The sequence below is a fragment of the Vibrio sp. RE86 genome (assembly GCF_013114545.1).
In the GTDB taxonomy this organism is placed as follows: Bacteria; Pseudomonadota; Gammaproteobacteria; order Enterobacterales; family Vibrionaceae; genus Vibrio.
In genome coordinates this window covers 1-24,084 of sequence record NZ_VTXI01000002.1, presented here as the reverse complement: position 1 = coordinate 24,084, position 24,084 = coordinate 1, and the positions used below count along the sequence as shown (strand labels likewise).

The following is a 24,084-nucleotide window of genomic DNA, read 5'->3' as shown; positions in this document are numbered from 1 at the left end:
AGAGAGTGCAATCGCATACGGCATGACTCATCGACTCAGCCATGCTCCATAAGCGTTCTCCAAAAATTGAATAGGTGTAAAGAAAAAACAATTATCGCCACAAAGGTCATTTTGCTAGCGTAGATAAAAATAACGATAAGGAATGAACCATGATTCAATGCCGACTCATCGGACAGAACATCCAACGTTCACAGTCCCCTGCTTTTCACAACGATCTCGCTTCACAGCTCAATATCGCCTTAAATTATCAATTAGAAGAGTTCACGACAGACAGTGAGCAGTCGCTCCATAAGCATGCTTCAGATCTTTTCAAACGCGACATAGATTCAGCCAACGTTACCTACCCATACAAAGAAACAATCTTGTCGGTCGCGGATGAATTAGCGCCTTGCGCACAACGAGTCGGCGCCGCCAATACGCTGATAAAACGTGGTGACAAAATCGTCGCTTACAACACCGACTACAGTGGTTTCATTGCTGCATTTAACCAGTTCAAGCAACCTTCTCCGGGGCGCGTGGTCGTTTTAGGGTGTGGTGGTGTGGGCAAAGCAATTTGCTTTGCTCTCGCAGATTTAGGGGCAACAGAGCTCGCAATATATGACCGAGATCTAACAAAAATGAACAGCCTTGCGAAGCTACTTGCTGCCGAGAACATCGATACCGTATGTTTGAATGAAACAACGCTAAAAGAATCGGTTATAGCGGCTCAAGGCGTCCTCAACTGTACGCCAATCGGTCACTACCAAACATCGGGCTGCCCCATTGATACTGCATGGCTAGAGAGCCAATCATGGTGCTTTGACGCGGTTTATACACCCAAAGAGACCGAATTCATTATCGCCGCTAACGATAAGTCCATTGCAACTCTAAGTGGCTTTGAGCTCTTTTTCCATCAAGCGAATGATGCGTTCACGCTATTTACAGGAACCAAGGTTTCAGACCAACAACTCGATACTTTTAAGCAAACACAGCTTGCGAAATTACGTTAAGGACAATGAAATAATGAAAAAAATCTTAATACTCAACGGACCAAACCTAAATCTTCTCGGCACGCGTGAGCCAGCACAATACGGCTATGAAACCTTGTCAGATGTCGAAGAAAATTGTCGTAAAGCGGCAGCAGAATATGGTTTCGACGCTGAGTGTTTCCAAAGCAACACCGAAGGCAGCTTGATCGATGCGATTCATAAAGCGGGACGCGAGTTCAATCAAGGTGAATGTGTCGGTGTTGTCTTTAACCCGGGCGCGTACACGCATACGTCAATCGCACTGCATGATGCAATCAAAGGTGTGGAAGTCCCTGTGGTTGAAGTGCATATCTCAAACGTACATGCTCGCGAGTCGTTCCGTCATCACTCTTACATTTCGCCTGTAGCGGCAGGCACCATTATTGGTATGGGTACGAGAGGGTACAAACTTGCACTCGATTTTTTGCTTGATAAGTAACGTCGTTCGTACGCTCTCACAGTAGTCAATTTCAAACCGTCTAAATAGCCGATCCATTTCATTTGGATCGACCTTTCCATCACCGCTTATCTAGCTGGCTTAGATTTCGAAGCCGACTCTTTCGATTTAGATTGAAATTGCTTAATGCTCTTTTTGTTATTGGTACGACGGTTAGCTTTTTTATCACGCGGCGCACGCTTACTTTCACCCGTTGACGGTTTGTCGGTGACAGGAAAACCATCAAGAGCCTGTAATGTCAGCTCCCTCTGAGTCAGTTGACGAATCGCATTTAACGCCTCTGTTTCACCATGACACACTAAAGAAAATGCCACACCTTGCTCACCTGCGCGAGCGGTTCGTCCAACACGGTGAACGTAAGTTTCAGCATACATTGGCAGTTCAAAATTGACCACAACCGGAAGCTGCTCAATGTGAATACCACGCGCCAGCAAGTCGGTTGCAATAAGTACGTGAGTCTTTCCTGCTTTGAACTGAGCTAACGCTTCTTCACGTTCTGATTGGCTTTTATTGCCATGCAAAGCATTGGTTGAAATGCCCGCTTTATTCAGTTTTTTCGCCAAACCATCTGCGTTTTCTTTTGCGCCAATAAACACCAATACCTGTGTCCAAGCATGTTGCTTAATAAGCTCAACCAAGGCTTTAGTTTTGCTGCCTTTATTAACTAAGTAGAGCGTTTCAGCGATGTCTTGATTGGTGCTGTTTTCTTGGTGCGCCGCTAGTTGTTTTGGTGAGTGCATCAGCTGTTGGGCTTTTTGCTTGAGCTCATCAGAGAATGTCGCAGAGAACATTGCCGTTTGGCGCTTGCTTGATGTTTTCATCGCAATGTTTTGTACATCTGGCCAGAACCCCATATCAAGCAGGCGATCCGCCTCATCCAGCACCAATGTAGACACTTGGCTTAGATCCAAACCGTCGTTAGCCAAATCAACCAAACGCCCCGTTGTTGCCACAAGAATACTTGGGTTGTTCGCAAGAGCTTGCTGCTGTAGCTCTTTATCAACACCGCCACACAGGCATACGACAGTTTGGTTAAGTGGTTGAGCAACTTGCTCGATCGCTTGGCTGACCTGAGTTGCTAGCTCACGTGTCGGAGCCAAAATAAGCGCTTTATGTTCTGGATTACGGGTAATCTGCTCAAGCAATGGCAGTGCGTAGGCTAAGGTTTTACCACTGCCCGTGTTCGCCAATGCCAATACATCTTTGCCACGCAACAATTCAGGGATCGCCAACATTTGAATGTCGGTAGGTTTCGTGAACTCTTTGGGTAAGGCGCTTGTTAGCTCAGAGCTCAATGAAAGGGAAGAGAAAGACATCTTAGGATCCTTAAACGTAAGTAGACTCAATTAGTCATGTGGCAGTGCACAAGGGGAGCGGAGTATACCATTGAATAAGGAGATGGGCGGGCTCTCTTTTGGTTAGAGAGCCCAATGAACCAATGGAAGCTACAAGCGGTACTCTTTAAGCTCACCATGGTCAGTAATGGTCGCATTGCATAACTTGTTGCCATAAATGTCTTTAAAGCCAATATCGACCGTGTTGTTGGCATGGACAATCTTAGTAATTAGAGTTTCGCCTGCGTCATTGTTTAGAGTGAGGTAGTAGTGGACATTGCGACTGCATGGAATCACCTTCTCTTTAAAAGTCTTACTAATGTAGTAAGCCGACTCTCGATTGAGTTCGACACCATGCTTTTTCACTATCTTGATTAGACTTGTCATGATAGTGCCAACTTTCTTTAAATCGCTAGGTAAAATCATAGGTTCGCTCCTTTTGATTAGTCTAGTTCTGCATGGCCATTTTCAATGGTACAAGTCACGCCATCTTTTCTATGGAATTTGCCATCTTCACCAACGAACAGTAGGTGATCGACGTTGTAGTGATCAGGGGAAGTTTCTTCAAACTCAGCAAGCGTCGTTGCCACCTCTAGTTGGTACTCTTGATGTAGAGCATCGATGCATGGTTTTGTATCCGCTTGTGCATATTTAGCACCTCCGTATACGGTTAAAACCAGAACCCACAAGGCAGCATATAAGTAAGGAATCGTCTTTTTAGTCATAGTTATTATCAACGTTATTAATATTTGGTTACCCTTTGTTTCAAGTTAGCCGCTGAACTCATGCCCAAAAAGTAATTTAAAATTGCGATTTAATTCGGAATTTTCGAGGTATTTTGACGAATAGGTAGGAAAGGCCTTTATTTTCAGGCGTTAGAGGCGAACTATTGATTAGCGAAATATTTGTTTTAAAGAATGAAATAATAACAATGGCAGGCTAAAACATTGACCCAAGTCATGAAATGAATAGTTATACATTTCAAATATATGTTTATTTCGCAGCTAAAAGTATAAAAAAACCACACCATTTAGGTGTGGTTCGTCACATTTTATCAGATAACTTTTCGGCAATTAGAAGCCGCTAACGGTTACTTTTCACGCCGCAACCATTGATCACGAGTTGAGTTAAAAACTCTGCAGCGTGATCGAAATCTTGTTTATCGAGCTTCTCTTTCTTCATTACGTTGCAAATCTGCCAACCAAAATCCGCATAAGTTTGTGTTGCAGCCCAAATGGTGAACATTAGATGGTGAGGAGGGACATCATTCATCAAACCTTGCTGTGACCATGTTGCAAACTTATCAATGATCATCTGGGACTGATTAAACAGCTCATCGGCGATATCTTGCGGTAAGACTTTTGCTCCAGACATGACCTCATTCGCAAACACTTTTGAGGCGTAAGGGTGCTCTTGTGAGATTCGAAGCTTCGCCGCTATGTATTGGCTGAGCGCTTCAACAGGATCTGTCAGCTCCTCGATTGGGCGAGAAGCTTCTAACAGAGGCTGAGTGACGGTTTGGAGGACAGCGTAATAGAGTTTGTCTTTGGAGCTGAAGTAGTAAAAGACGTTCGCTTTGGCAATGTCGGCCGCTTTGGCAATATCAACGATTTTTGTTGCTGCATAGCCGTTTTGAGCAAATTGTTCGCTGGCGACTTCAATAATCAACTGCTGATTTTTCTGCCTAATACGAGTCATCCGATATCCTTATAATTCCTACTCTGCTCCAGTGTAAGCATTATGGTTCGGATGACAAGCCTAATACACTCTAGACGCCTTATAGCTCTAAGGTTTCTCCGTCTTGTGGGATCAACACTTTCTCACTCAGTCCATGCTCATCAAGAGAGCGGCGCAGAGTGCCACGATCGACAGGGCAATGGTTCAGTGCTTCCATGTGGTTTGCGATCACTTTACCTGGCGACAATCTAATGAACTCCAGCACCTCATTACTGTTCATCAATAGTGGTTGACCTACATCCATCTGCGCATGTCCAGCAGCCACAACTGTGATGTCTGGTTTTAGCTCGGACAACGCTCGTTTAACGTCTTCCGTCAGTACCGTATCACCGCTAATGTAGATTGAAGGCTCATTTGGCAGTGCAAGATAGAACCCTGAACCATTCGCCATAACTTTGTGAATCCAACCATGGCCATGCTTTGCAGGGATCGCTGTAATTTCACCGCCTAAGAACGGCATAGTTTGCCAATCTTCAACGCCATGAGACACGGTCATCTTGTATTTCTCTAAGTACGCTTTGTCTTTACTTGGCGTCACGATTGGAATGTTTCCATCAATCAGTAGCTTCTCACCAGCAGGGTCTAGATGGTCACCGTGTTGGAGTGGCTTAAAACCGAAAGTCTGGCTGTGAGTAATGATTGAGTGCGTCACTTTACTCAATAGCTCACTGGCGATAGCAGGTAGCTCAACGGTTGGGTTGCGCTCTGATTTAAAGCGGAAATGAGAAAACGCGGGTAGCGACCCTTTTTCACCCAGCATGGGATCAATCAAGATAAAGTGCTCGCCAGATTCGATAACAAACGTTGCGCTACGCAGGTGATGAATTTTCATAATGCTTTCTCTTACTCCAAAGTTGATAACCGCTATTTTGCTTAAACTTAGATTTGTGTAACACTGTCCATATGGACATCTAACGCTCAAATCGGGTCACACTGTGTTAAACAAGTCAGTACATAAGGTCGCTTTAGTCGCCTTTGAAAATATTAGTGCCTTTCATCTCTCTGTGCCTTGCTTAGTATTCCAAGATGCTTTTTTAGGACACGCGCCCAAGTTCGAGCTTGAACTATGCAGCTTGTCAGAAAAAGCGTTCTCGACTGGGTCAGGGTTTGATGTGCTGTTGACCAAAGGCTTAGAGCCACTCGATAGCGCTGATATTGTGATTGTTCCCAGTTGGCCCAATTCATTGCCTAGCCCACCGACTTTGTTACTAGACAAGCTACAAGCCGCTCATCAGCGAGGGGCGATTGTGGTAGGTCTTTGTCTCGGAGCGTTTGTTGTTGCGAAGACAGGCTTGCTTGATGGGAAAACGGCCACCTCTCACTGGGCGTTTGCAGAGCAGTTCCAGAGTCAATTTCCAAATGTAGAGTTTGATAGTGAGCCGCTGTTTATCGATCATGGCCAATTGATTACGTCAGCAGGAACAGCCGCCTCAATTGATTGCTGCTTGCACCTCGTACGTCGCCTGTGTGGCAGTGAAGTCGCCAACGATATTGCGCGGGTTATGGTGACAGCACCGTTTCGATCTGGAGGTCAAAAGCAGTACATTCCGACCCCCGTAACCACTAAGCCAGAGCGAGTAACGAGTCTTACTCAAGTTATCGACCAGATATCAGAAACAATCAATCAACCGCACTCGTTAGACAGTTTGGCTGAGCGATGTGCAATGAGCCGCCGAACCTTTACTCGTCAGTTTAAGGCCTCGTATGGCTGCACATTTAGTGAATGGTTGTTGACGCAGCGACTCAAGCTCAGCCAGCAACTGCTCGAAAGCAGCCACTATCCGATAGCTCAAGTCGCTGAGTTGTCAGGGTTTGGCTCAGAAAGCGTTTATCGTAAGAACTTCAAAACCGCTTTTGAGATCACGCCTTCCCAGTGGCGATCCCAATTTCAAGGTAACCAGTAAGATAGCGAGCACTTACTCGCTTTGATAAACAACCTCACCTCTTAGTAACGTCATCCAGACTTGTGTCTCTTTAATCTCTTGAGGGGAAAGCTGAGTAATATCGTCTGATAACACAGCAAAGTCGGCTGACTTACCGACCTCGATTGAACCTGTAATGTCATCAATCCCCAAACTACGAGCAGCATTGATGGTGTAAGCTTCAAGCGCGGCGTTTACATTTGGCAGCCCGATTTTGCCCATGATGACGCTATTGGCGATCCCGACTAGCGGATTAATGTCATGTACGTTCCAATCACTGCTTAGGGTAACGTTGGCACCTGAGCTAAAGATGGCTTCGAGATTCATTAAAGCACGAGCCCGCTTTGCTCCTAAGAAGGCTTCCGCCCACTGATGCTCGTGATAAGCCACGTAATCGGAGCCCACTTGAAAATCGGCCGTTACCTCTAACTTGGCAAAGCGACCAACATCTTTTGAATTGACCAACTCGACATGAGTTAAGGTGTAATCTTTGTCGCTTTCATTGGCTCTCATCGCCTCTATCGCATTCAAGGACTCACGAATCGCTCCATCACCAATGGCATGGATGTGAGCGCCATAACCAATTTTATTGAGCTCTACCAACCACTGCTTCATTGCCTTCGGCTCAATGTAGTTGATGCCGTAAGGTTCATCTGGAATGTAGGTATCCAAGTACGGCGCTAAGGTCTTGGCGGTACCATTGATTAAGATGCCGTCGCTGTACATCTTGACTTGATCCACCAGCAATAAATCGGACTTATCCGAAGATTGAATACCTTTGAGATACTCTAATTGTGTTGCCATCGGCTCGGTTGGATAAATCCAAGGGCGCAGCGATACACGCGCCGTTAACTCACCTTGTTTTTCGGCATGCTGCCATACTTCATACCAGCCGCGTTTCCAATACAATCGGCCATCCCCAATCGTAGTAATACCGTGTGCTTTCGCCTCCGCTAACCCTTTCATTAAGCCTAGGTAGCTTTGTTCAAACTGATTGTTCAAGCTATTCCACGCGAGCTCTAAAACTATGTCGCCTGCATTATCGAGCAAGACGCCGTTTAATTCTCCGCTGTCGTCATCTTTAAGAATTTTTCCACCTTGTGGTTCTGGCGTTTCACTTGTGATGTCAGCAAGCTCCAATGCTGCTGAATTGACCCACATCGAGTGAGAAGTTTGCTCCATAAAGATAACGGGCTGCTCAGGAAAAATCGCATCAATGACTTGCAGTGGGGTTTGATTGCTCTCTTCAGCTAGTATGGAGTCAATGGAGAAACCATAGCCCATCACCCAGCCACTGCGTTGAGTCTCTTCTCGGCACGCTTTTAGAAACGGTATTTGTCCCGCAAGGTCTTCCTCTACACTCAACTCACACTGAGCACCCGCTTCTGAAGCGGCTTCAAACACATGATTGTGGTTATCGATAAAGCCAGGAGAAAGAAAACCGCCCTCAAGATCGATCACCGTCGCGTTCGAGCTTTGAAGCGCATCTATATCTCGCGCATCACCAATCTCGGCAATTTTGCCCTCAGAAATAGCCACGGTATCTGCATTTGAGTGACCGTAAATAATGGCGTTAGTCAGAACCAAGTCTGCGCCAAATACACCTGTGCTTAACAGTGCACTGGCAAGAAAAGTGAGTTTGAGTTTCATCCACGAATTCCTTTTGAGACTCCCGCTGTTCAAAGTATAGGGAGTTTGCGCGAGAGCGTATCAGGTAAGAAGATGCACGAGAAATAGAGAACCATCAGAATTAGTGATAACTCACCCTTTCAATTATTTATAGAAACCATTCTAGGCAGTACTGAGAAATAAAAACGGCCGCTATTTAGCGGCCGTTTACAGTGTAAAATAGGAAATTATTTAAACGTCATCGCCAGAGCAGCAGCCACATTGCGTGACGTCATCTCTACGTTAAATGCCGCTTCCTTCAAGGCGGTCGGTAAATCTGTCGCGCCCAAAACCACACTGAAGACGGCATCTAAGCCATGGTCATGCACCACTCGACAATCTTGCGCAGTACTTCCTGCGATACCAATCACAGGCAAGTTGTACTGCTTCGCAGTGCGCGCCACACCAATTGGCGTTTTACCATGAATAGTTTGGCTATCAATACGTCCTTCACCTGTGATGACAAGGTCAGCGTCTTTAACCACTTCAGCAAGATTAACGGCATCCATAACGATATTGATACCAGGTCTCAGGCTGGCGTCAAACAGCCCAAGTAACGCAGCACCTAAACCACCTGCAGCACCTGCGCCAGCTTGATCAATCACCTCTTTGCCGTTGGTTTGGCGAATAATGTTGGCATAATGCGCTAAGTTGGCATCCAGTTGTTCGACCATCTCTGGTGTGGCGCCCTTTTGTGGACCAAACACATGAGAGGCGCCTTTAGGGCCACAAAGCGGGTTATCTACATCACACGCGACTTCGAGTTGAATATCAGCCAAGCGCTTATCTAGGCCCGAGAGATCAATCGAATCAAGATCCGCTAAAGCCCCGCCACCAAAAGATAATTCGTTACCTTGAGAATCCAGTAGTTTCGCTCCCAGTGCTTGCGCCATACCAACACCACCATCATTAGTAGAACTGCCACCAATGCCAATAATGATATGACCAACACCTTTATCTAACGCCGCTTTCACCAATTCTCCCGTACCAAAGGTGGTCGTGAGTAGTGGGTTACGTTGATCGGGTTCTACCAAGTGCAAACCAGACGCTGCGGCCATTTCAATGACAGCTGTTGAACCATCACCGAGCAAACCGTAGAAGCCTTCAACGGTTTGGCCGAGTGGACCAGTTACCGCAACCGAGACAATTTCGCCTCCTGTTGCGTCAACTAAAGACTGCACCGTGCCTTCGCCTCCGTCCGCCATCGGCAATTTAACGTATTCTGCGTCTGGCATGATTTCTTTAAAGCCGTTTTCAATCGCCATTGCCACTTCCATAGCGGTTAAACTTTCTTTGTAAGAATCAGGAGCGATAACTACTTTCATATAAGTTTCCTATTTGAGCTTGCTATAGAAGAACAAGACTTAGAATGTAAACCAATGCCATTGCAGTCACACCTTGTACCAGCGTCGCCATGGTTTGAGCTCGGTAAGCCAAGCCAACCGACATGCGACTGAACTGCGACACGACCCAAAAGAAACTGTCATTGGCGTGCGATACCGTCATAGCACCAGCGCCAATCGCCATCACTGTCAGCACTCGTCCCATTTCAGAGTCTAGGCCTAATTGAGCCAACATTGGTGCAACCAATGCAGACGTGGTTACCAAAGCCACCGTTGATGAACCCTGCGCAGACTTCAGCGCGGCAGCAACAATGAATGGCATAAATATACCCACACCCAGTGCCGATAACGTGGTTCCTAGATACTCACCAAGAGGCGTTGCTTTGAGTACCGCGCCAAATGCGCCACCTGCACCCGTGATCAGTAGAATTGGCGCAGCAGCGGTAATGCCTTGACTGATACGCTCACCAAACTCTTCCACCTTGTTGTCACTTTTCAGTAGGCGAACCGAAAGGAATAGACCAATAATTAGCGCTGTGAGCGGTTGTCCTAAAAACGACAGCACATCAAATAGTGCACCATCACCTAGCGGTAGGCTTGGGAACTTAGCAATAGAGCCTAAACAGATAAGTAGAATAGGAACAAAGATTGGTGCAAATGCTTGGCCTGCCGTTGGCAGCTCACCGTATGACGCTTTCAGCTCTTTCCAATCTTGCTTCACTTCTTCAATTTGATCGCCACCATCTGGCTCTGCGTCTTTGAAACGGTTTGCCCACAACATACCGGCAATCGCCGCCGTTGCTGCAACGAAGATACCGACACCAATTACCAATCCAAGGTTCGACTCTAAGCCGAGATTACCTGCGGCCGCAATTGGACCAGGCGTTGGTGGTACAAAGGTATGCGTCGCGTATAGACCCGTTGCCAAAGCAACACTCATCGCTACGCTGGATGTCTTTAAGCGGTTCGCTAGTGACTCTTTCAGTGAGTTCAAAATAACGAAGCCAGAGTCACAGAATACTGGTACCGATACGATGTAACCGATGATGCTCATCGTGAGTGTTGGGAAGCGTTCTCCTAACACTTTGATCACCGTGTCTGCCATGGTAATCGCCGCACCGCTTTTCTCTAGAATGACACCAATAATAGTACCAAGCACAATTACTAGGCCGATGTAACCTAGAATGCCGCCGAAACCTGATGCGATGGTTTTCGCAATGCTGTCAGCAGGTAGACCGTAAGCAAAGGCCGCTAAAAAGGCTGCGACAATCAGTGCAAGAAAAGGATGCAGTTTGAATTTGGTGGTTGCGAGGACGATAAAGGCTATCACCCCCAACAGTATTAAGATAAGACTCATGATAACTCCGTTTATAATTGTATTCGTACGAACGCTAAGCTAATGCCTTACGTTCAGAGTGCCTGTAGGGACGGTGTTATTATTCAGAGAAGTGAGCGCCATTCCTTTATGCAAGCTGACAAATCTATCAGCCTTAACGTGCTATAAAATTGTCACCTTGCACAATCAACCACCCTCTATTGGAAGCATTTAACCGCCAAATACAGCTGCACTTTATTCTCTAATCTATTGATTTTTAAATGAGTTATCTCTTCTATCTTTTCCAGTCGGTAACGAAGTGTATTTCTGTGAATATGTAACGCCGCACAAGTTTGAGCCAGATCGCAGTCCTGTTCAAAAAATACTCTCAATGTTTTTAGCAATGCCCCTTTATCGTCTTTCTGTTGCAGTAACTCCAACGGTTCCAATAGCTGGGCTCGCCGCCATGGGTCTTGTTTTAAGCCACCCACTAAAACGGCCAATTTATGTTCCTGATAAAACAGGATCGCTTGCTTACTTTTATTTGCTCCGGCCATTGTGGCTTTGGCTGTCTCATATGATCGGGCAAGGCCATCAACCCCTGGGAAGTATTGCCCTATCGCGATTCGGATCGAAAAGTCGGTCTCTTGTGCGATACGCCTCAACAACTTTTTGACTCGTGCTTTCTCTTCAGCTTGATTCCACTTGTCATTCACGACTGACACAGGCTTCAACACCACGACTTCGTTATTTGATACCGACACAATGCCAACAATATTGTCTCGCTCTGGGTACTCCAGTAAGTGCACCAACTTTTGTAAATGCTCTTGGGTAAGCGGTTGTCCCTGCTTTGGTATGACTTTAACCGTTGCCGCGATTCTTGGCTGAGAGAGATTTAAGTCCAAGCGTTCAGCAATCGACAGTAACTGGTTGTCACTTAGCGTTGACCCCTGAATCAATTGTAATAACAACTCTTCACGGTGGCGTTTGTTCCACTGAATCTGAGCCATTAACGCTTCTTGTTCAATGATCAATTCAGCAGCCATCTTCACCAGTTCACCATAGCTTCTGACTTCATCTGGCTGACCAGATATTCCGACCACACCGATAACACTCTCTTGATAAACAACAGGTAGATTGATGCCTTCTTTCACGCCAATCAACGTACTGGCAACAGTCTGATTAATTTCAACGATGCGATTATCGTGTATCGCCAGCAGCGCCCCTTCATGAGTGCGATGTAAACGAGAGGGGTCGCTCGAACCAATAATGACGCCATTCTCATCCATCACGTTGACGGGAAACTGAATAATTTTCGTCGCTCGTTCAACAATTTGACGAGCAATCAGGGTGTTTAACTGCATCTCTTTTGCCTTGTGATAATGGCCTGTCGGCACACCCAAGTAACATATCACAAGCTTTAGCATGGTGACGGTTCGGCAATTTCGCTCAGGTCACATTGAAAGAAAAAATCCCGAAGTAAGGCGATTCGGTGCCTGCTAAGACGGAGCCCGAGGAAACTCCTACCTATCTTCTTACAACGGGAACGCGTACAAAAGGAGACAAAAACTACGCGATTTATTACCAAACTTAATAGCTCACGACATACGATGTATCAGTCTGCTCAGCGACCTATTCCGATTGGTCGCACCGCTCATGTTCATCACCCCCACAGTGGTTAGCGAACTTTCACGGCACTATTTGGGATAGAAAGGGAGAGGAATCCTGACTATCCCAGACGGAAACTCCTTACCGTTTAATCACGAATTGTGTGATTCGAACGTTTCTCGATGGCTTTAATCAACGCTGAGTGATCCCACGCTTGGCCACCGAGTGCTGCGCAGTCTTCAAACAGCTCTTGTGCAGTTTGCGTATTAGGCAGTGCCACACCAAGCTCTTCCGCCCCAGATAGCGCCAAATCAAGGTCTTTCTGGTGCAGAGAAATTCTAAAGCCTGGGTCAAAAGTGCCTTCGATCATTCGCTCGCCGTGAACTTCTAAAATCTTAGAGCTTGCGAAACCGCCCAGTAAGGCTTGACGCACACGTGCTGGATCAGCGCCCGCTTTAGAAGCAAATACCAGCGCTTCTGATACCGCTTCAATGTTTAGCGCCACGATAATCTGGTTGGCCACTTTACACGTTTGACCCGCACCATTTTCACCCACTAACGTGATGTTTTTACCCATCACCTCAAACAGTGGGCGCGCTTTATCAAACGCTTCTTGTGCACCACCCACCATAATGCTTAGAGTAGCGTTAACCGCACCGACTTCACCGCCCGAAACTGGCGCGTCTAGGTACTGAGCGCCACTCTCATTGATACGAGCAGCAATCGCTTTGGTCGCCATTGGTGAAATGGAACTCATGTCAATAACCAGTTTGCCTGTCGCACCACCCGCCGTTAGGCCAGCTTCTACGCCTTTATCACCAAACAGAACATCTTCAACTTGTGGCGTGTTTGGCACCATCAAAATTACAACATCCGCCGCTTCAGTCGCAGCCTGCGCCGAGTTCACAACCTCAGCGCCTGCTTCCACAAGGTCTTTTGGTGCTGGATTAAAGTGGTCAGACAGAACCAACTCATATCCCGCTTTTTGCAGATTAGCCGCCATAGGTCGACCCATGATGCCTGTACCAATAAATGCAATTTTCATAATCTGTTCTCCGTAACGTTAACCCATCGCTTGATAGGTGATCACCGCATTAGCGGTATAGGTTGATCCAATCTAGACCTTCGGTGGTGGTGGTTTTCGGCTTGTATTCGCAGCCCACCCATCCTTGGTAACCCAAGTCGTCTAAATGTTTTAGGACGAACGGGTAGTTAATTTCTCCCGTACCCGGTTCATGTCGACCTGGATTATCGGCCAATTGAACGTGAGCAATCTGTTCGATGTTGGCGCTCATGGTTGGCGCCAAATCGCCTTCCATGATCTGCATGTGATAGATGTCGTATTGGATAAACAAGTTATCGCTGCCAACTTCTTTGATCACGGCTTTCGCTTGCTCAGTGGTGTTGAGGAAAAAGCCCGGTATATCACGAGTATTAATCGCCTCAATAACCAGTCGAATGCCCTCTTTTTTCAGCGCTTGCGCGGCGTAACGTAAATTGATGACAAAAGCGGCATGCGCGTCTTGCTGGCTTACCCCTTGTGGAACGATCCCTGCGAGGCAGTTGATTTGGGCATTACCCAATACTTTGGCGTATTCAATGGCCTTGGCGACACCCGCTTGGAACTCTTCAATTCGGTTTGGGTCCACCGCGATACCGCGCTCCCCCGCCTCCCAGTCGCCGGCCGGAAGGTTGAACAGCACTTGGGTAAGTTGGTTCTCATCAAGCTTCTCCTTAATCTGATTCGCTTCTAGCGCATAAGGGAACAGATACTCCACCCCTTGAAAGCCCGCTTGCGCTGCGGCTTCAAAACGGTCTTCAAACTCAAGTTCGGTAAACAACATAGATAGATTTGCTGCAAACTTTGCCATTACAATGTCCTTATACTTTTCTCGTTAATCGCGATGAATCAGAGCCGTTGGTGCGTCATCAGCGTTTTCAGCCAAGGCTTCAAACTCGTTGATTGAATCGATTTCAACGCCCATTGCAATGTTGGTGACACGTTCCAGAATGACCTCAACCACAACAGGTACTTTATGCTTATTCATGAGCTCTCTCGCCTGTGCAAACGCTTGTTGCATCTGCTTTGGATCTGTCACTCGAATCGCTTTACACCCAAGCCCTTCAACCACAGTGACATGGTCAACACCGTAGCCGTTTAGCTCTGGCGCATTTTGGTTTTCAAACGCAAGCTGAACACAATAATCGATATCAAACTGGCGCTGAGCCTGTCGAATCAAACCAAGGTAAGAGTTATTCACCAATACATGGATGTAAGGCAGGTTGAACTGCGCACCTACGGCGAGTTCTTCAATCATGAACTGGAAGTCGTAGTCACCTGAAATGGCCACGATGTCACGATTAGGATCCGCTGCTCGTACACCTAGTGCTGCCGGTGTTGTCCATCCAAGTGGGCCAGCTTGACCACAGTTAATCCAGTGACGCGGCTTGTACACATGTAGGAATTGCGCAGCAGCGATCTGAGACAGACCGATCGTGCTTACGTAACAGGTATCGCGACCAAACGCTTTGTTCATCTCTTCGTAAACACGCATTGGTTTGATTGGCGCATCTGTGTAGTGCGTTTTACGTAGCATGGTGGCTTTACGCTGCTGACATTCGCCTACCCATGCACTGCGGTTTGGCAATTTACCCGCATCACGCCATTCACGAGCCACTTCGACTAAGAGTTCTAACGCAGCTTTCGCGTCCGATACAATGCCTAAGTCTGGGCAGAACACGCGTCCAATTTGCGTCGGTTCAATATCAACGTGAACAAACTTTCGGCCTTTGGTATACACATCAAGTGAACCTGTGTGACGGTTAGCCCAACGGTTACCAATACCAAACACAAAGTCCGATTCGAGTAACGTCGCATTGCCATAACGATGAGCCGTTTGTAGCCCGACCATACCTGCCATCAGTTCGTGGTCGTCCGCGATAGAGCCCCAACCCATCAGTGTTGGAATAACTGGTACGCCCGTGATCTCAGCAAACTGCTGCAATAGTTCCTCAGCGCCAGCATTGATAACACCACCACCCGAGACAATTACTGGGTTCGCAGAGTCACACAACATCTCCATCGCCTTGTCGACTTGTGCGCGAGTCGCTTTAGGTTGGTAAGCTTCTAACGGTTCATAAGTGTCGATATCAAACTCAATTTCCGTTAGCTGCACATCAAGCGGCAAATCAATCAGAACAGGGCCTGGGCGACCACTGCGCATAAGGTGAAATGCCTGTTGGAAAGCACGAGGGACTTGCGCTGGTTCTAATACCGTTGTTGCCCACTTGGTTACTGGTTTGGCAATCGATTCAATATCAACCGCCTGAAAATCCTCTTTATGTAGGCGGGCTCTTGGCGCTTGGCCGGTAATACATAGGATTGGGATTGAATCCGCCGACGCGGAATACAAACCGGTGATCATATCGGTTCCCGCAGGACCGGAAGTACCAATACACACCCCGATATTATCTTGGTTTGTACGGGTGTAGCCTTCTGCCATGTGCGATGCACCTTCAACGTGGCGAGCCAACACATGGTCAATACCGCCAATCTTCTTCATCGCTGCGTACATTGGGTTAATGGCTGCGCCAGGGACGCCGAAGGCAATATCTACACCTTCTTTTTTTAATACCTCTACCGCGGCTTCAATTGCCTTCATCTTTGCCATACGAACCTCCATTTCGATTGTATACAATTAAAAGATACTTTGTGTACTATGAATCAAAATCAGATTTTGGCAACCCCTAAATGCAACATTTTTTCAACATTGAATAGTTACTCTAAGTGTTCACTAACCCCTAAAAGCCTAGAAATCATTGCTTTATATAAAATATCTTTACATAAAAATATTTTTCCAAACGAGTAAATGAAAAATAATTGTTAAATACCCTTTGCTTGTTTACATGAATTGAAATATAAGTATTCATGAAAGGTAGATTTTGTACACAAAATCATTCGATATTGTTTAAAGGAGACGAACAATGAGTCTGAACGATGTAGCAGAAAAAGAAGAAGCTGCTTGTCTGCGTGTAGTCGGTAGTATGGACAACCCAGAATACCAAACCATCCTCACTAATGAGGCCTTGTCCTTCTTAACCAAGTTGGTGAAGAGATTCGGTCCCCGCAGAGATGCCCTACTAGAAGCCCGTAAAGAACAACAACAACGCTATGATGCGGGTGAATTACCTAACTTTAGAACCGATACAAAGTCGATTCGCGACAACCAAAGCTGGAAGGTCGCGACACCACCAAGTGAGCTATTGGATCGACGAGTCGAGATCACAGGTCCTGTTGACCGAAAAATGGTGATCAATGCTCTTAACTCTGGCGCGAAGGTCTTTATGTGTTGCTTTGAGGATGCCTCTTCTCCAACTTGGGAGAACATGGTTCAAGGCCAGATTAACCTGCGTGACGCCAACGACCGAACTATCAGTTATCACGATCAAGCAAAAAACAAACATTATCAGCTTAGTGATAACCCTGCTTTACTGATTGCCCGTCCACGAGGCCTGCACCTGCCGGAGCAATCAATCCAGTTCGACAACCAGCCGATTCCTGGCTGTTTGATGGATTTCGCTCTCTACTTCTATCACAACTATCTTACCCGTGCTGAGCAAGGTATAGGGGTGTACTACTACATTCCAAAACTGGAAAGCATGGAAGAGTCACAGTGGTGGGCAGACGTATTCTCATTTACCGAAGACTACTTTGGTGTTGAACGCGGCACGATTCGAGCAACGGTCTTGATCGAAACCTTACCGGCCGTTTTCCAGATGGATGAGATGCTTTATGCCATGCGAGAACACATCGTCGCAATGAACTGTGGCCGCTGGGATTACATCTTTAGCTACATCAAAACATTGAAAAACCATGCTGACCGCATCTTGCCAGACCGTCACGTTGTCGGAATGGATAAAGAGTTCTTAAACGCTTACAGCCAACTACTCGTCCGTACTTGCCACCAGCGCGGCGCATTGGCGATGGGCGGCATGTCAGCCTTTATCCCTTCGAAAGATCCCGCTGAAATGGAGCGAGTAACAGCGAAGGTCATTGAAGATAAAGAGCGTGAATCGCGCAACGGCCATGATGGCACTTGGGTCGCTCACCCTGCGCTCGTCGACTTAGCCATGTCGATATTCGACAAGAATCTTGAAGGTAAACCTAACCAGTTAGATTTTGTCAGTCCATCGCATGAAATTGGCGCTGACTTACTGTTGAAACCTTGTGATGGAACGCGAGATGAAGCGGGCGTGCGTAAAAACATCCGTATCGCTTTGTACTACATCGAAGCGTGGATTCAAGGACACGGCTGTGTGCCAATCTACGGCTTAATGGAAGATGCAGCAACGGCGGAGATCTCTCGCGCAAACATTTGGCAGTGGATCCACCACAGCGTTGCACTTGATGATGGCCAAACTTTTACTAAAGAGCTTTTCCACACTTGGCTTTACCAAGAGCTCGACACTATCAAACAGGAAGTGGGTGATGCTCGTTATGCAGCAGGCCGCTTTGAACAAACCGCTGACCTTTTCTTCAAGCTGTCTACCGCAGAAGAGTTCGCCACCTTCCTGACCTTACCAAGCTATCAGTTTCTTCATGGGACTGAGTAATACCCGAATGGCTCATCATGCCTGACAGGTAGAACATTACAGGAGATAACATGGGAAGTTTAACTCTAGAGCAAGCATTGAGTGTCATTGATGGCACGTTTCAAACTGGGTCAAAATCCAAAAGTGCCCCACTGACCGTCGCGGTACTCGACAGCGGTGGCAAGCTGATCTCACTTCAACGTCAAGATGGCTCAAGCATGATGCGACCAGACATTGCGATTGCGAAAGCATGGGGAGCGCTCGCACTTGGCTGTTCTTCACGCAAACTCGCGCAAGATGCCGATAACCGACCTGCGTTTATCTCCGCCGTCAATGTACTGGCTCACGGTAACATGGTGCCCGTTCCGGGAGGGCTGTTGATTCGTGACGCTGAGAAAAACATTCTTGGTGCGGTGGGCGTCAGCGGTGATTTGTCTGATATCGATGAAAGCTGTGCACTCGGCGGAATTGACCATGCTGAGCTCTATTGTGATGAAACGATCTCGTAGCAACCTGTAGTTAGTTCATAACCAAAACGCCCTGATACCTTTAAAAAGTATCAGGGCGTTTTTACATTCGCTATTTAACTCAATGAGTCCTACTCATATTGAGTCATCCAACCCTTCAATAGAGTATTGATCTGCTTCTTCTGGTTGGTATTAATACCTTTCACTAACTTAGCTTGAACGGCAGCGTGTTCCTCAATGATCTTGTCAATCAACACAAAACCATCTTGAGTCAGCTCAACCGTCACGCTGCGGCGATCTTCTTTGCTGTGTTCACGAATAATCAGCCCTTTCTTCTCTAGCTTATCAAGGCGATTGGTCATAGCACCTGAGGTCAGCATCATGGAATCAATCAGCTCAGATGGTGTTAAACGGTAAGGCTCACCACTACGACGCAATGTTGCGAGTACATCAAACTCACCCAGCTTGAGATCATAACGCTTGTGTAACTGAGCAACTTCCGTCTCCATATACTTAGCGATACGCATCAATCGACCCATGATAGCCATAGGTTCGGTTTCCAATGCTGGCTTTTCCTTAGCCCACTGCTCAACTACTCTATCAATAGCGTCCATGAAACATTGTCTCCACTTAACAAAATGTCGTTCGAGTTATCTTAACATAAAGATACTTTACAAACATCGACTTTAGGCGTACATTCACCACAAAAGTATCTTAACGTAAAGATAGTTGTTATGAATATATTATTAGCGATGATTCCGGCGTTCTTTTGGGGAACGACCTATGCCGTCACACAGTTCACGCTGGCTGACTGGCCACCTCTACTCCTAGGAGCAATACGTGCTCTTCCGGCGGGATTACTGCTGCTTGCTTTTCGACCAAGTTTACCTAAAAAAGGCGATTGGCAAATCCTGTTCAGCTTAGGCCTTATCAACATTGCGACCTTCTTTGGTTTGATTTTCGTCATGGCCTTGACGCTGCCTTCTGCCATTTCCGGGGTAGGAATGATTTCCGTCCCTGTCTTTGCCATGATCTATAACTGGCTGATCAATAAACATCGCCCAGGCATCATTCAAGCGGTCAGTGGTGCTGCCTTGATCATGCTTGCGTGGATGTTGTTTGATCCAAGCTCGATTACCCTAAACCCGATAGGCCTTGGTGCCATGCTGGCTGCCATCATGTGTATCGTTGTGGGGAGTTCGCTGACCAAGTCGCTTGGGAATCGTATGCACTGGTGGACTGTACTGACCTGGCAGTTAATTTTAGGTGGTGCCATTTTATCTGTGGCCGCTGGCGTTCAAGCCACCATGGAACCAAGTAAATACGCACACATCATCGAAAACTTCTCGATGACGAACCTATCCGGTCTACTTTGGGTCGTTGGCCTAAACACCGCGCTTGGTTATGGCATGTATGTGTGGCTACTGCAGCGTATGTCGGTGGTCGACTTTACCTTCGGTGGTATCGCCAACCCAATCGCTGGCATTGTGTCAGGCATGGTATTACTCGGTGAGTCATTCACGCCTTTCCAATACAGTTTGATGATTGGCATGATTGTGATGTCGCTATTACCTCAAGCGATACTGGCGATTAGACAAAACCGTCCAAGCCCAGCGGAATGTCAAAGCCAGTAACCGATTAACAGCAGCCAAAACCACTAACGCTTTGGCTGCTTTTCTTCTCGATCAACACCGTTAACCTACTCGAAAATTCTTGCCTCTTCCCGTTTCCCCCAGCTCCAGTTACCCGCTCAAACCGAGTTCATTTAAGCCATAAAGTGTCATTAACTCATTACGTTTGACTAATGCGGCGCACTTATCACATCTATGCAAATGATTTTGTAATCGATCGTCTTAGATTTACCGTAAAAAGTGTTCAAACTAGCAAGGTGTCTAGCCTGTCACCAAATGGCTATTTCTTAGACAGATTTACCTGCTATTCTTTTAGAATTGTTATGTTTTATAAACGTTTAGTGACTGGATCTCTACTGGGCTTTTGGTTCTAACATCTTGAGCAACATCGATTATAAGGATATAAAAATGAAGAGAACATTACTCGCTTCCTCATTGGCATTGGTGGCTTCGGTGGCTTTTGCAGAAGAGGCTCAGCTCCCACAAACATTGTTCCAAAATGTTGATATCTTCAATGGCACAGACAATAAGTTGTACGAAGATCATTTTGTCTTGGTTGAAGGGAATATCATTTCCGCCATCTCGGCTAAAGAGATCAATGTGCGTGATGATGCCGTGATCATCGACGGTACAGGCAAGACATTAACGCCTGGCTTTATCGAAGCTCACGCCCACCTGATGTTAATGGGACCAAGTTTACCGTCAATGGAGTCCAACACCACATGGGAAGATTTCGCTATACACGGAACTCGTATGGCAGAGATGTACTTGATGCAAGGCTTTACGACCGTTCGTGATGCGGGTGGCGCAAATGGTGGTTTAAGAAGAGCCATCGATGCAGGCCAGATTGTCGGCCCTCGCTACTACCCATCTGGTGCTTTTTTAAGTACACGTGGTGGCCATGCTGACTTTGCAAACTACACCGCCCCTGTTGGAGAAGACACCAACTTTAGCCGCTTAAACATGGCTCAAGAAGTGGACAGTGTCGCTGAGGTTAAAAAGTATGCGCGTAACAACTTCCGTATGGGTGCGACTCAGCTGAAATACATGCAGTCTGGTGGCGTAGTCTCTGCATTTGACCCTTGGCAGCTTTTAGCCGGTTCCCCAGAAGAGGTCGGCGCGGCTGTTGAAGTCGCTGAGACTTATGGCAGTTATGTCATGGCGCACTCATACCGAAAAGAAGCGATCGTTGACGCACTTAACGCAGGTGTTAAGTCGATTGAACATGGCTTCATGTTTGACTGTGAAATCTCGGACCTAATGAAAGAGAAAGGCGCTTACATCACAACCAACCTCACAGCCTTTGACCCTAATCTACTTGAGATCCCAGCCATTAAGAACGTCCCATCAAGCTTAGCGAAAGCAAAATCGGCTTCGGCGGCGTTTAAAGACTACATCCCTAATATGAAGAAGTGTCCTGCACCTCGTGCTTTCCAAACGGACTGTGTCGGCTCAGTTGACGCTTGTAACATTCAAATTGCTTACGAGAAAAAGCTCAACAATGACTTCTTTGGTCCTTATGAGTCGCTGAAAACGCTGACTTCCATTGGTGGTGAACTTGCTGCACTTAGTGGTGATTTCATGAACCCATATCCAGAAGCAAAACTGGGCGTGATCGAGAAAGGTGCATACGCCGATATTCTTCTTCTCGATGGTAACCCGCTTGAAGATTTCTCTGTTGTCGGTACGGGCGAAAAATGGTTTGGGGCTGAAAAACGACCTGAATCGCCAGAGTCCATTCAACTGATTATGAAAGATGGTGTTATCTACAAAAACATCCTTTAGTTAGGGGGTATGGCCCATCGGTAATCAAAAACCGATGGGCCGATTAGATAACCATGTTCCACCAGCCAAAAAGTGAATCTTCGCATTGAAAAGACTAATCGCACTGTTTGTATGCTTTTTCTCGTTCAGTAGCGCTGCTGACGAACCGATGGAATTAGATTGGCAAGATCTGAGACCTGCCTCTACTCAAAATCAAATTGTCTTACCAGACCTAACTTACCAACAAAGACAGACCCTACAGAAGATCTTCACTCTGACCCAATATGACGACCCTCGGGCAACCAAAGAGCTGTCTCGACTCAAAGAAGAAATGAAAACTGAAGGTTTAAATGCAGACGAATTGCTAGCACTACGCTCTGAGTATATTAAAAGCCAGCAACGCGCCGCAGAAACCGTTACCCATGACTTCAACGGGAAAAGCGTTCGTGTCCCGGGCTTTCTGGTTCCGATTGAGTTTTCCGCGCCTTTAATCGCCACTGAATTCTTGCTAGTCCCAACTGCGGGTGCCTGTATTCACATGCCACCACCGCCTGCAAACCAAATCGTCAGAGTCTCCTACCCTGAAGGCTACCAAGTTGAAACCGTTCAATACCCTGTGTGGGTTGAGGGCGTGATTTCATCAAACCTCACAACCGACAGCGTTTACCTTGTTGATGGTGACACTGACTTGACGATGGGATACACCATGAGTGCGTCATCTGTGGTGAATTACCACTAGTTTCTTAACGACTAAAGATTCGAGGGTGGTGAAATGGCTATTTTGCTAACCAGAAACCCTTAAGATTGACCTCAACGAAATGCAGGGAGCTAACCGAATAGGAAAGCTCTTTTTTAATTGGGGTTAATCATGACAAAGAATCTAGTGCTTACACTGGACAAATGACCAAGCTGAGATCCCGATTAACGTAAGTGTCACCAAGACAGTTGTTATGGGTGGCCGGCCATGAAAATTTGGCTTAGAGGCGAACTACTACTTAGAGAAAGATGAGAAAACCCGACCTGACTTTATGCAGGGTTTCAATATTACGCCTGTTGTTGAAAACAGACTAATGGGTCTTTTTAACTAGTCGTGGCGAAAGTTTTGGTCATCTTTAGTCGCTTAAGACTGGAGCTTTCTTGAACATACTGTCTATAAACTATCTTAACATCGTTAATTTATCCACCATTGTCTAATGGAACTAAAATACATCCCATACAAAATGAACGATAGTACGGCTAAGCGACCTTGAACCGCCGCTTAGGGGTGATAACGTGTATATGATGGACTGTGTCGCTCGGCCGCACATGTTTAGCCCAAAACATGTTATCCGTATTTGGCAAGTTTCTACTGGAGTGTTTAACAAGGCTTTTTCAGAATTTAAACTAGATTACCACCGCAGATTGAGGGTTCAAAACTGCTTGCCTAACTCATCGGTGATCTCTTGATACAATGACTGTAGATGATTTATCCCGCTTACTTTATCCAAGGTAAGGAGAGGACCTAAGCAGTGGTCAAACGTGTATTTTTTCATATTTTCATTCTATAAAAATGTTGATTTTTATGACTTACAAAGTGAGGTAATCTATTTTTGGTGCCCAAGAAAAAATTGCTTAATAGCAGCTCTCATGTGTAATCGCTAATTAGAAATTTAAAAAATATTACACGTCACCATTCACGTAATCATGATAATCCCAAGGAGTTTCGGGCTCGCCGTCTCTTCGATATCTAGGGTCTGATGCATGATCAGAGGATTGTGCCCCCAAATCTCTTAATCGCATTTCCTCGCGTTTACTACGCATTTGGCTAGCAAGTTCTTTAATTGCATCATTAAGATTGTTGGCTGACGCTTTGGCGACCTCTCCTCCATACCGTGTTGTTAAACAATACAGACCAAAACGGTTAACATAGAAATGCGCTTCATGATAATGACCTTTTGCATTTTCTCGATTGACTAAGTTTCGGTTAATTTCTGGGATAAATTTCATCGTAATCTCGTATAAAAAAGCCCCGCAAAATCGAGGCTCTATGAACAAATATATGCTGATTATCAGCGGTTACCACTACCTATCGCCCACTAGCGACAAAAGAAAATTTTTGTTTAAATTTTTATACCCCGTCGTTCGGTTACACTCGTTCTCTTTCACGTCATGGTTAGTTAAGAACTACATTTACATATTCAGCAAGCGCTTCTGATTCCGAGAAATGCTCTGACGGATATTTAGCGACAACTGAGACTCC

23 protein-coding genes and 1 pseudogene are annotated in these 24,084 nt (G+C 46.3%); 9 read left to right on the top strand and 15 right to left on the bottom strand.

Translation table 11 applies throughout. From position 1 onward, the window contains the following. Positions 1–149: 149 nt before the first annotated feature. Both F0231_RS02330 and aroQ read left to right on the top strand, forming a co-directional pair. On the top strand, positions 150–989 hold the full coding sequence (locus F0231_RS02330) for a shikimate dehydrogenase (protein WP_171758105.1): 840 nt from the start codon (positions 150–152) through the stop codon (positions 987–989). A gap of 13 nt (positions 990–1,002) precedes the next feature. After that, positions 1,003–1,446, top strand: coding sequence for a type II 3-dehydroquinate dehydratase (aroQ, locus tag F0231_RS02325; protein WP_171758104.1), 444 nt, complete (start codon positions 1,003–1,005; stop codon positions 1,444–1,446). Positions 1,447–1,532: 86 nt separating this feature from the next. Here the strand turns inward: aroQ and F0231_RS02320 are convergent, their stop codons facing one another. The 5 genes from F0231_RS02320 to F0231_RS02300 all read right to left on the bottom strand — a co-directional run bounded on the left by F0231_RS02320 (position 1,533) and on the right by F0231_RS02300 (position 5,367). After that, positions 1,533–2,780, bottom strand: a complete 1,248-nt coding sequence (locus F0231_RS02320; protein ID WP_171758103.1) for a DEAD/DEAH box helicase — start codon at positions 2,778–2,780, stop codon at positions 1,533–1,535. A 129-nt stretch (positions 2,781–2,909) separates the two neighbouring features. Beyond that, a complete protein-coding gene (locus F0231_RS02315) occupies positions 2,910–3,224 on the bottom strand; it encodes a hypothetical protein (RefSeq protein ID WP_171758102.1) in 315 nt (104 codons plus the stop codon). A gap of 17 nt (positions 3,225–3,241) precedes the next feature. Continuing rightward, on the bottom strand, positions 3,242–3,523 hold the full coding sequence (locus tag F0231_RS02310; protein WP_171758101.1) for a hypothetical protein: 282 nt from the start codon (positions 3,521–3,523) through the stop codon (positions 3,242–3,244). A gap of 358 nt (positions 3,524–3,881) precedes the next feature. Continuing rightward, on the bottom strand, positions 3,882–4,496 hold the full coding sequence (locus F0231_RS02305; protein WP_171758100.1) for a TetR family transcriptional regulator C-terminal domain-containing protein: 615 nt from the start codon (positions 4,494–4,496) through the stop codon (positions 3,882–3,884). Positions 4,497–4,575: 79 nt separating this feature from the next. Next, a complete protein-coding gene (locus tag F0231_RS02300) occupies positions 4,576–5,367 on the bottom strand; it encodes an MBL fold metallo-hydrolase (protein ID WP_171758099.1) in 792 nt (263 codons plus the stop codon). 103 nt (positions 5,368–5,470) lie between these two features. Between F0231_RS02300 and F0231_RS21200 the strand changes: the two genes are divergently transcribed. Continuing rightward, positions 5,471–6,439, top strand: a complete 969-nt coding sequence (locus F0231_RS21200; protein ID WP_171758098.1) for a helix-turn-helix domain-containing protein — start codon at positions 5,471–5,473, stop codon at positions 6,437–6,439. 12 nt (positions 6,440–6,451) lie between these two features. Here the strand turns inward: F0231_RS21200 and F0231_RS02290 are convergent, their stop codons facing one another. The 7 genes from F0231_RS02290 to gcl all read right to left on the bottom strand — a co-directional run bounded on the left by F0231_RS02290 (position 6,452) and on the right by gcl (position 16,062). Next, the gene (locus F0231_RS02290; RefSeq protein WP_171758097.1) at positions 6,452–8,107 is read right to left on the bottom strand and encodes an amidohydrolase; all 1,656 of its coding nucleotides are present in this window, start codon (positions 8,105–8,107) and stop codon (positions 6,452–6,454) included. A 206-nt stretch (positions 8,108–8,313) separates the two neighbouring features. Continuing rightward, positions 8,314–9,450 (bottom strand): glycerate kinase, encoded by a 1,137-nt coding sequence (locus tag F0231_RS02285; RefSeq protein WP_171758096.1) that lies wholly within the window; start codon positions 9,448–9,450, stop codon positions 8,314–8,316. Positions 9,451–9,472: 22 nt separating this feature from the next. Continuing rightward, complete coding sequence (locus F0231_RS02280) at positions 9,473–10,825, bottom strand: GntP family permease (RefSeq protein WP_171758095.1); 1,353 nt, start codon at positions 10,823–10,825, stop codon at positions 9,473–9,475. Positions 10,826–11,001: 176 nt separating this feature from the next. Next, entirely contained in the window at positions 11,002–12,147 is a 1,146-nt protein-coding gene (locus F0231_RS02275; protein ID WP_171758094.1) for a sugar diacid recognition domain-containing protein, read from the bottom strand. Positions 12,148–12,539: 392 nt separating this feature from the next. Further along, positions 12,540–13,439 (bottom strand): 2-hydroxy-3-oxopropionate reductase, encoded by a 900-nt coding sequence (locus tag F0231_RS02270; protein WP_171758408.1) that lies wholly within the window; start codon positions 13,437–13,439, stop codon positions 12,540–12,542. A 46-nt stretch (positions 13,440–13,485) separates the two neighbouring features. Next, positions 13,486–14,262, bottom strand: a complete 777-nt coding sequence (gene hyi, locus F0231_RS02265) for a hydroxypyruvate isomerase (RefSeq protein WP_171758093.1) — start codon at positions 14,260–14,262, stop codon at positions 13,486–13,488. Between the two features lie 24 nt (positions 14,263–14,286). Beyond that, positions 14,287–16,062, bottom strand: coding sequence for a glyoxylate carboligase (gene gcl / locus F0231_RS02260; protein ID WP_171758092.1), 1,776 nt, complete (start codon positions 16,060–16,062; stop codon positions 14,287–14,289). Between the two features lie 313 nt (positions 16,063–16,375). Between gcl and aceB the strand changes: the two genes are divergently transcribed. Both aceB and F0231_RS02250 read left to right on the top strand, forming a co-directional pair. After that, positions 16,376–18,004: a malate synthase A gene (gene aceB, locus F0231_RS02255; RefSeq protein WP_171758091.1), complete on the top strand. Its 1,629-nt coding sequence runs from the start codon at positions 16,376–16,378 to the stop codon at positions 18,002–18,004. 50 nt (positions 18,005–18,054) lie between these two features. Further along, complete coding sequence (locus tag F0231_RS02250; protein WP_171758090.1) at positions 18,055–18,492, top strand: heme-binding protein; 438 nt, start codon at positions 18,055–18,057, stop codon at positions 18,490–18,492. An 89-nt stretch (positions 18,493–18,581) separates the two neighbouring features. Here the strand turns inward: F0231_RS02250 and F0231_RS02245 are convergent, their stop codons facing one another. After that, on the bottom strand, positions 18,582–19,064 hold the full coding sequence (locus F0231_RS02245) for a MarR family winged helix-turn-helix transcriptional regulator (protein ID WP_171758089.1): 483 nt from the start codon (positions 19,062–19,064) through the stop codon (positions 18,582–18,584). Between the two features lie 120 nt (positions 19,065–19,184). Between F0231_RS02245 and F0231_RS02240 the strand changes: the two genes are divergently transcribed. The 4 genes and pseudogenes from F0231_RS02240 to F0231_RS21195 all read left to right on the top strand — a co-directional run. Further along, entirely contained in the window at positions 19,185–20,084 is a 900-nt protein-coding gene (locus F0231_RS02240; protein ID WP_171758088.1) for a DMT family transporter, read from the top strand. Positions 20,085–20,489: 405 nt separating this feature from the next. Further along, positions 20,490–21,866, top strand: coding sequence for an amidohydrolase family protein (locus F0231_RS02235; protein ID WP_171758087.1), 1,377 nt, complete (start codon positions 20,490–20,492; stop codon positions 21,864–21,866). Between the two features lie 85 nt (positions 21,867–21,951). Next, positions 21,952–22,584: a DUF3299 domain-containing protein gene (locus F0231_RS02230; RefSeq protein ID WP_171758086.1), complete on the top strand. Its 633-nt coding sequence runs from the start codon at positions 21,952–21,954 to the stop codon at positions 22,582–22,584. A 163-nt stretch (positions 22,585–22,747) separates the two neighbouring features. Then, positions 22,748–22,933, top strand: a pseudogene (locus F0231_RS21195) (hypothetical protein); the annotation flags it as partial. 321 nt (positions 22,934–23,254) lie between these two features. On the opposite strand, the gene F0231_RS21100 reads toward F0231_RS21195, so the two are convergent. Continuing rightward, positions 23,255–23,377, bottom strand: coding sequence for a hypothetical protein (locus F0231_RS21100; protein ID WP_301337893.1), 123 nt, complete (start codon positions 23,375–23,377; stop codon positions 23,255–23,257). A 127-nt stretch (positions 23,378–23,504) separates the two neighbouring features. Next, positions 23,505–23,831, bottom strand: a complete 327-nt coding sequence (locus F0231_RS02225; RefSeq protein ID WP_171758085.1) for a hypothetical protein — start codon at positions 23,829–23,831, stop codon at positions 23,505–23,507. Positions 23,832–24,084 lie beyond the last annotated feature (253 nt).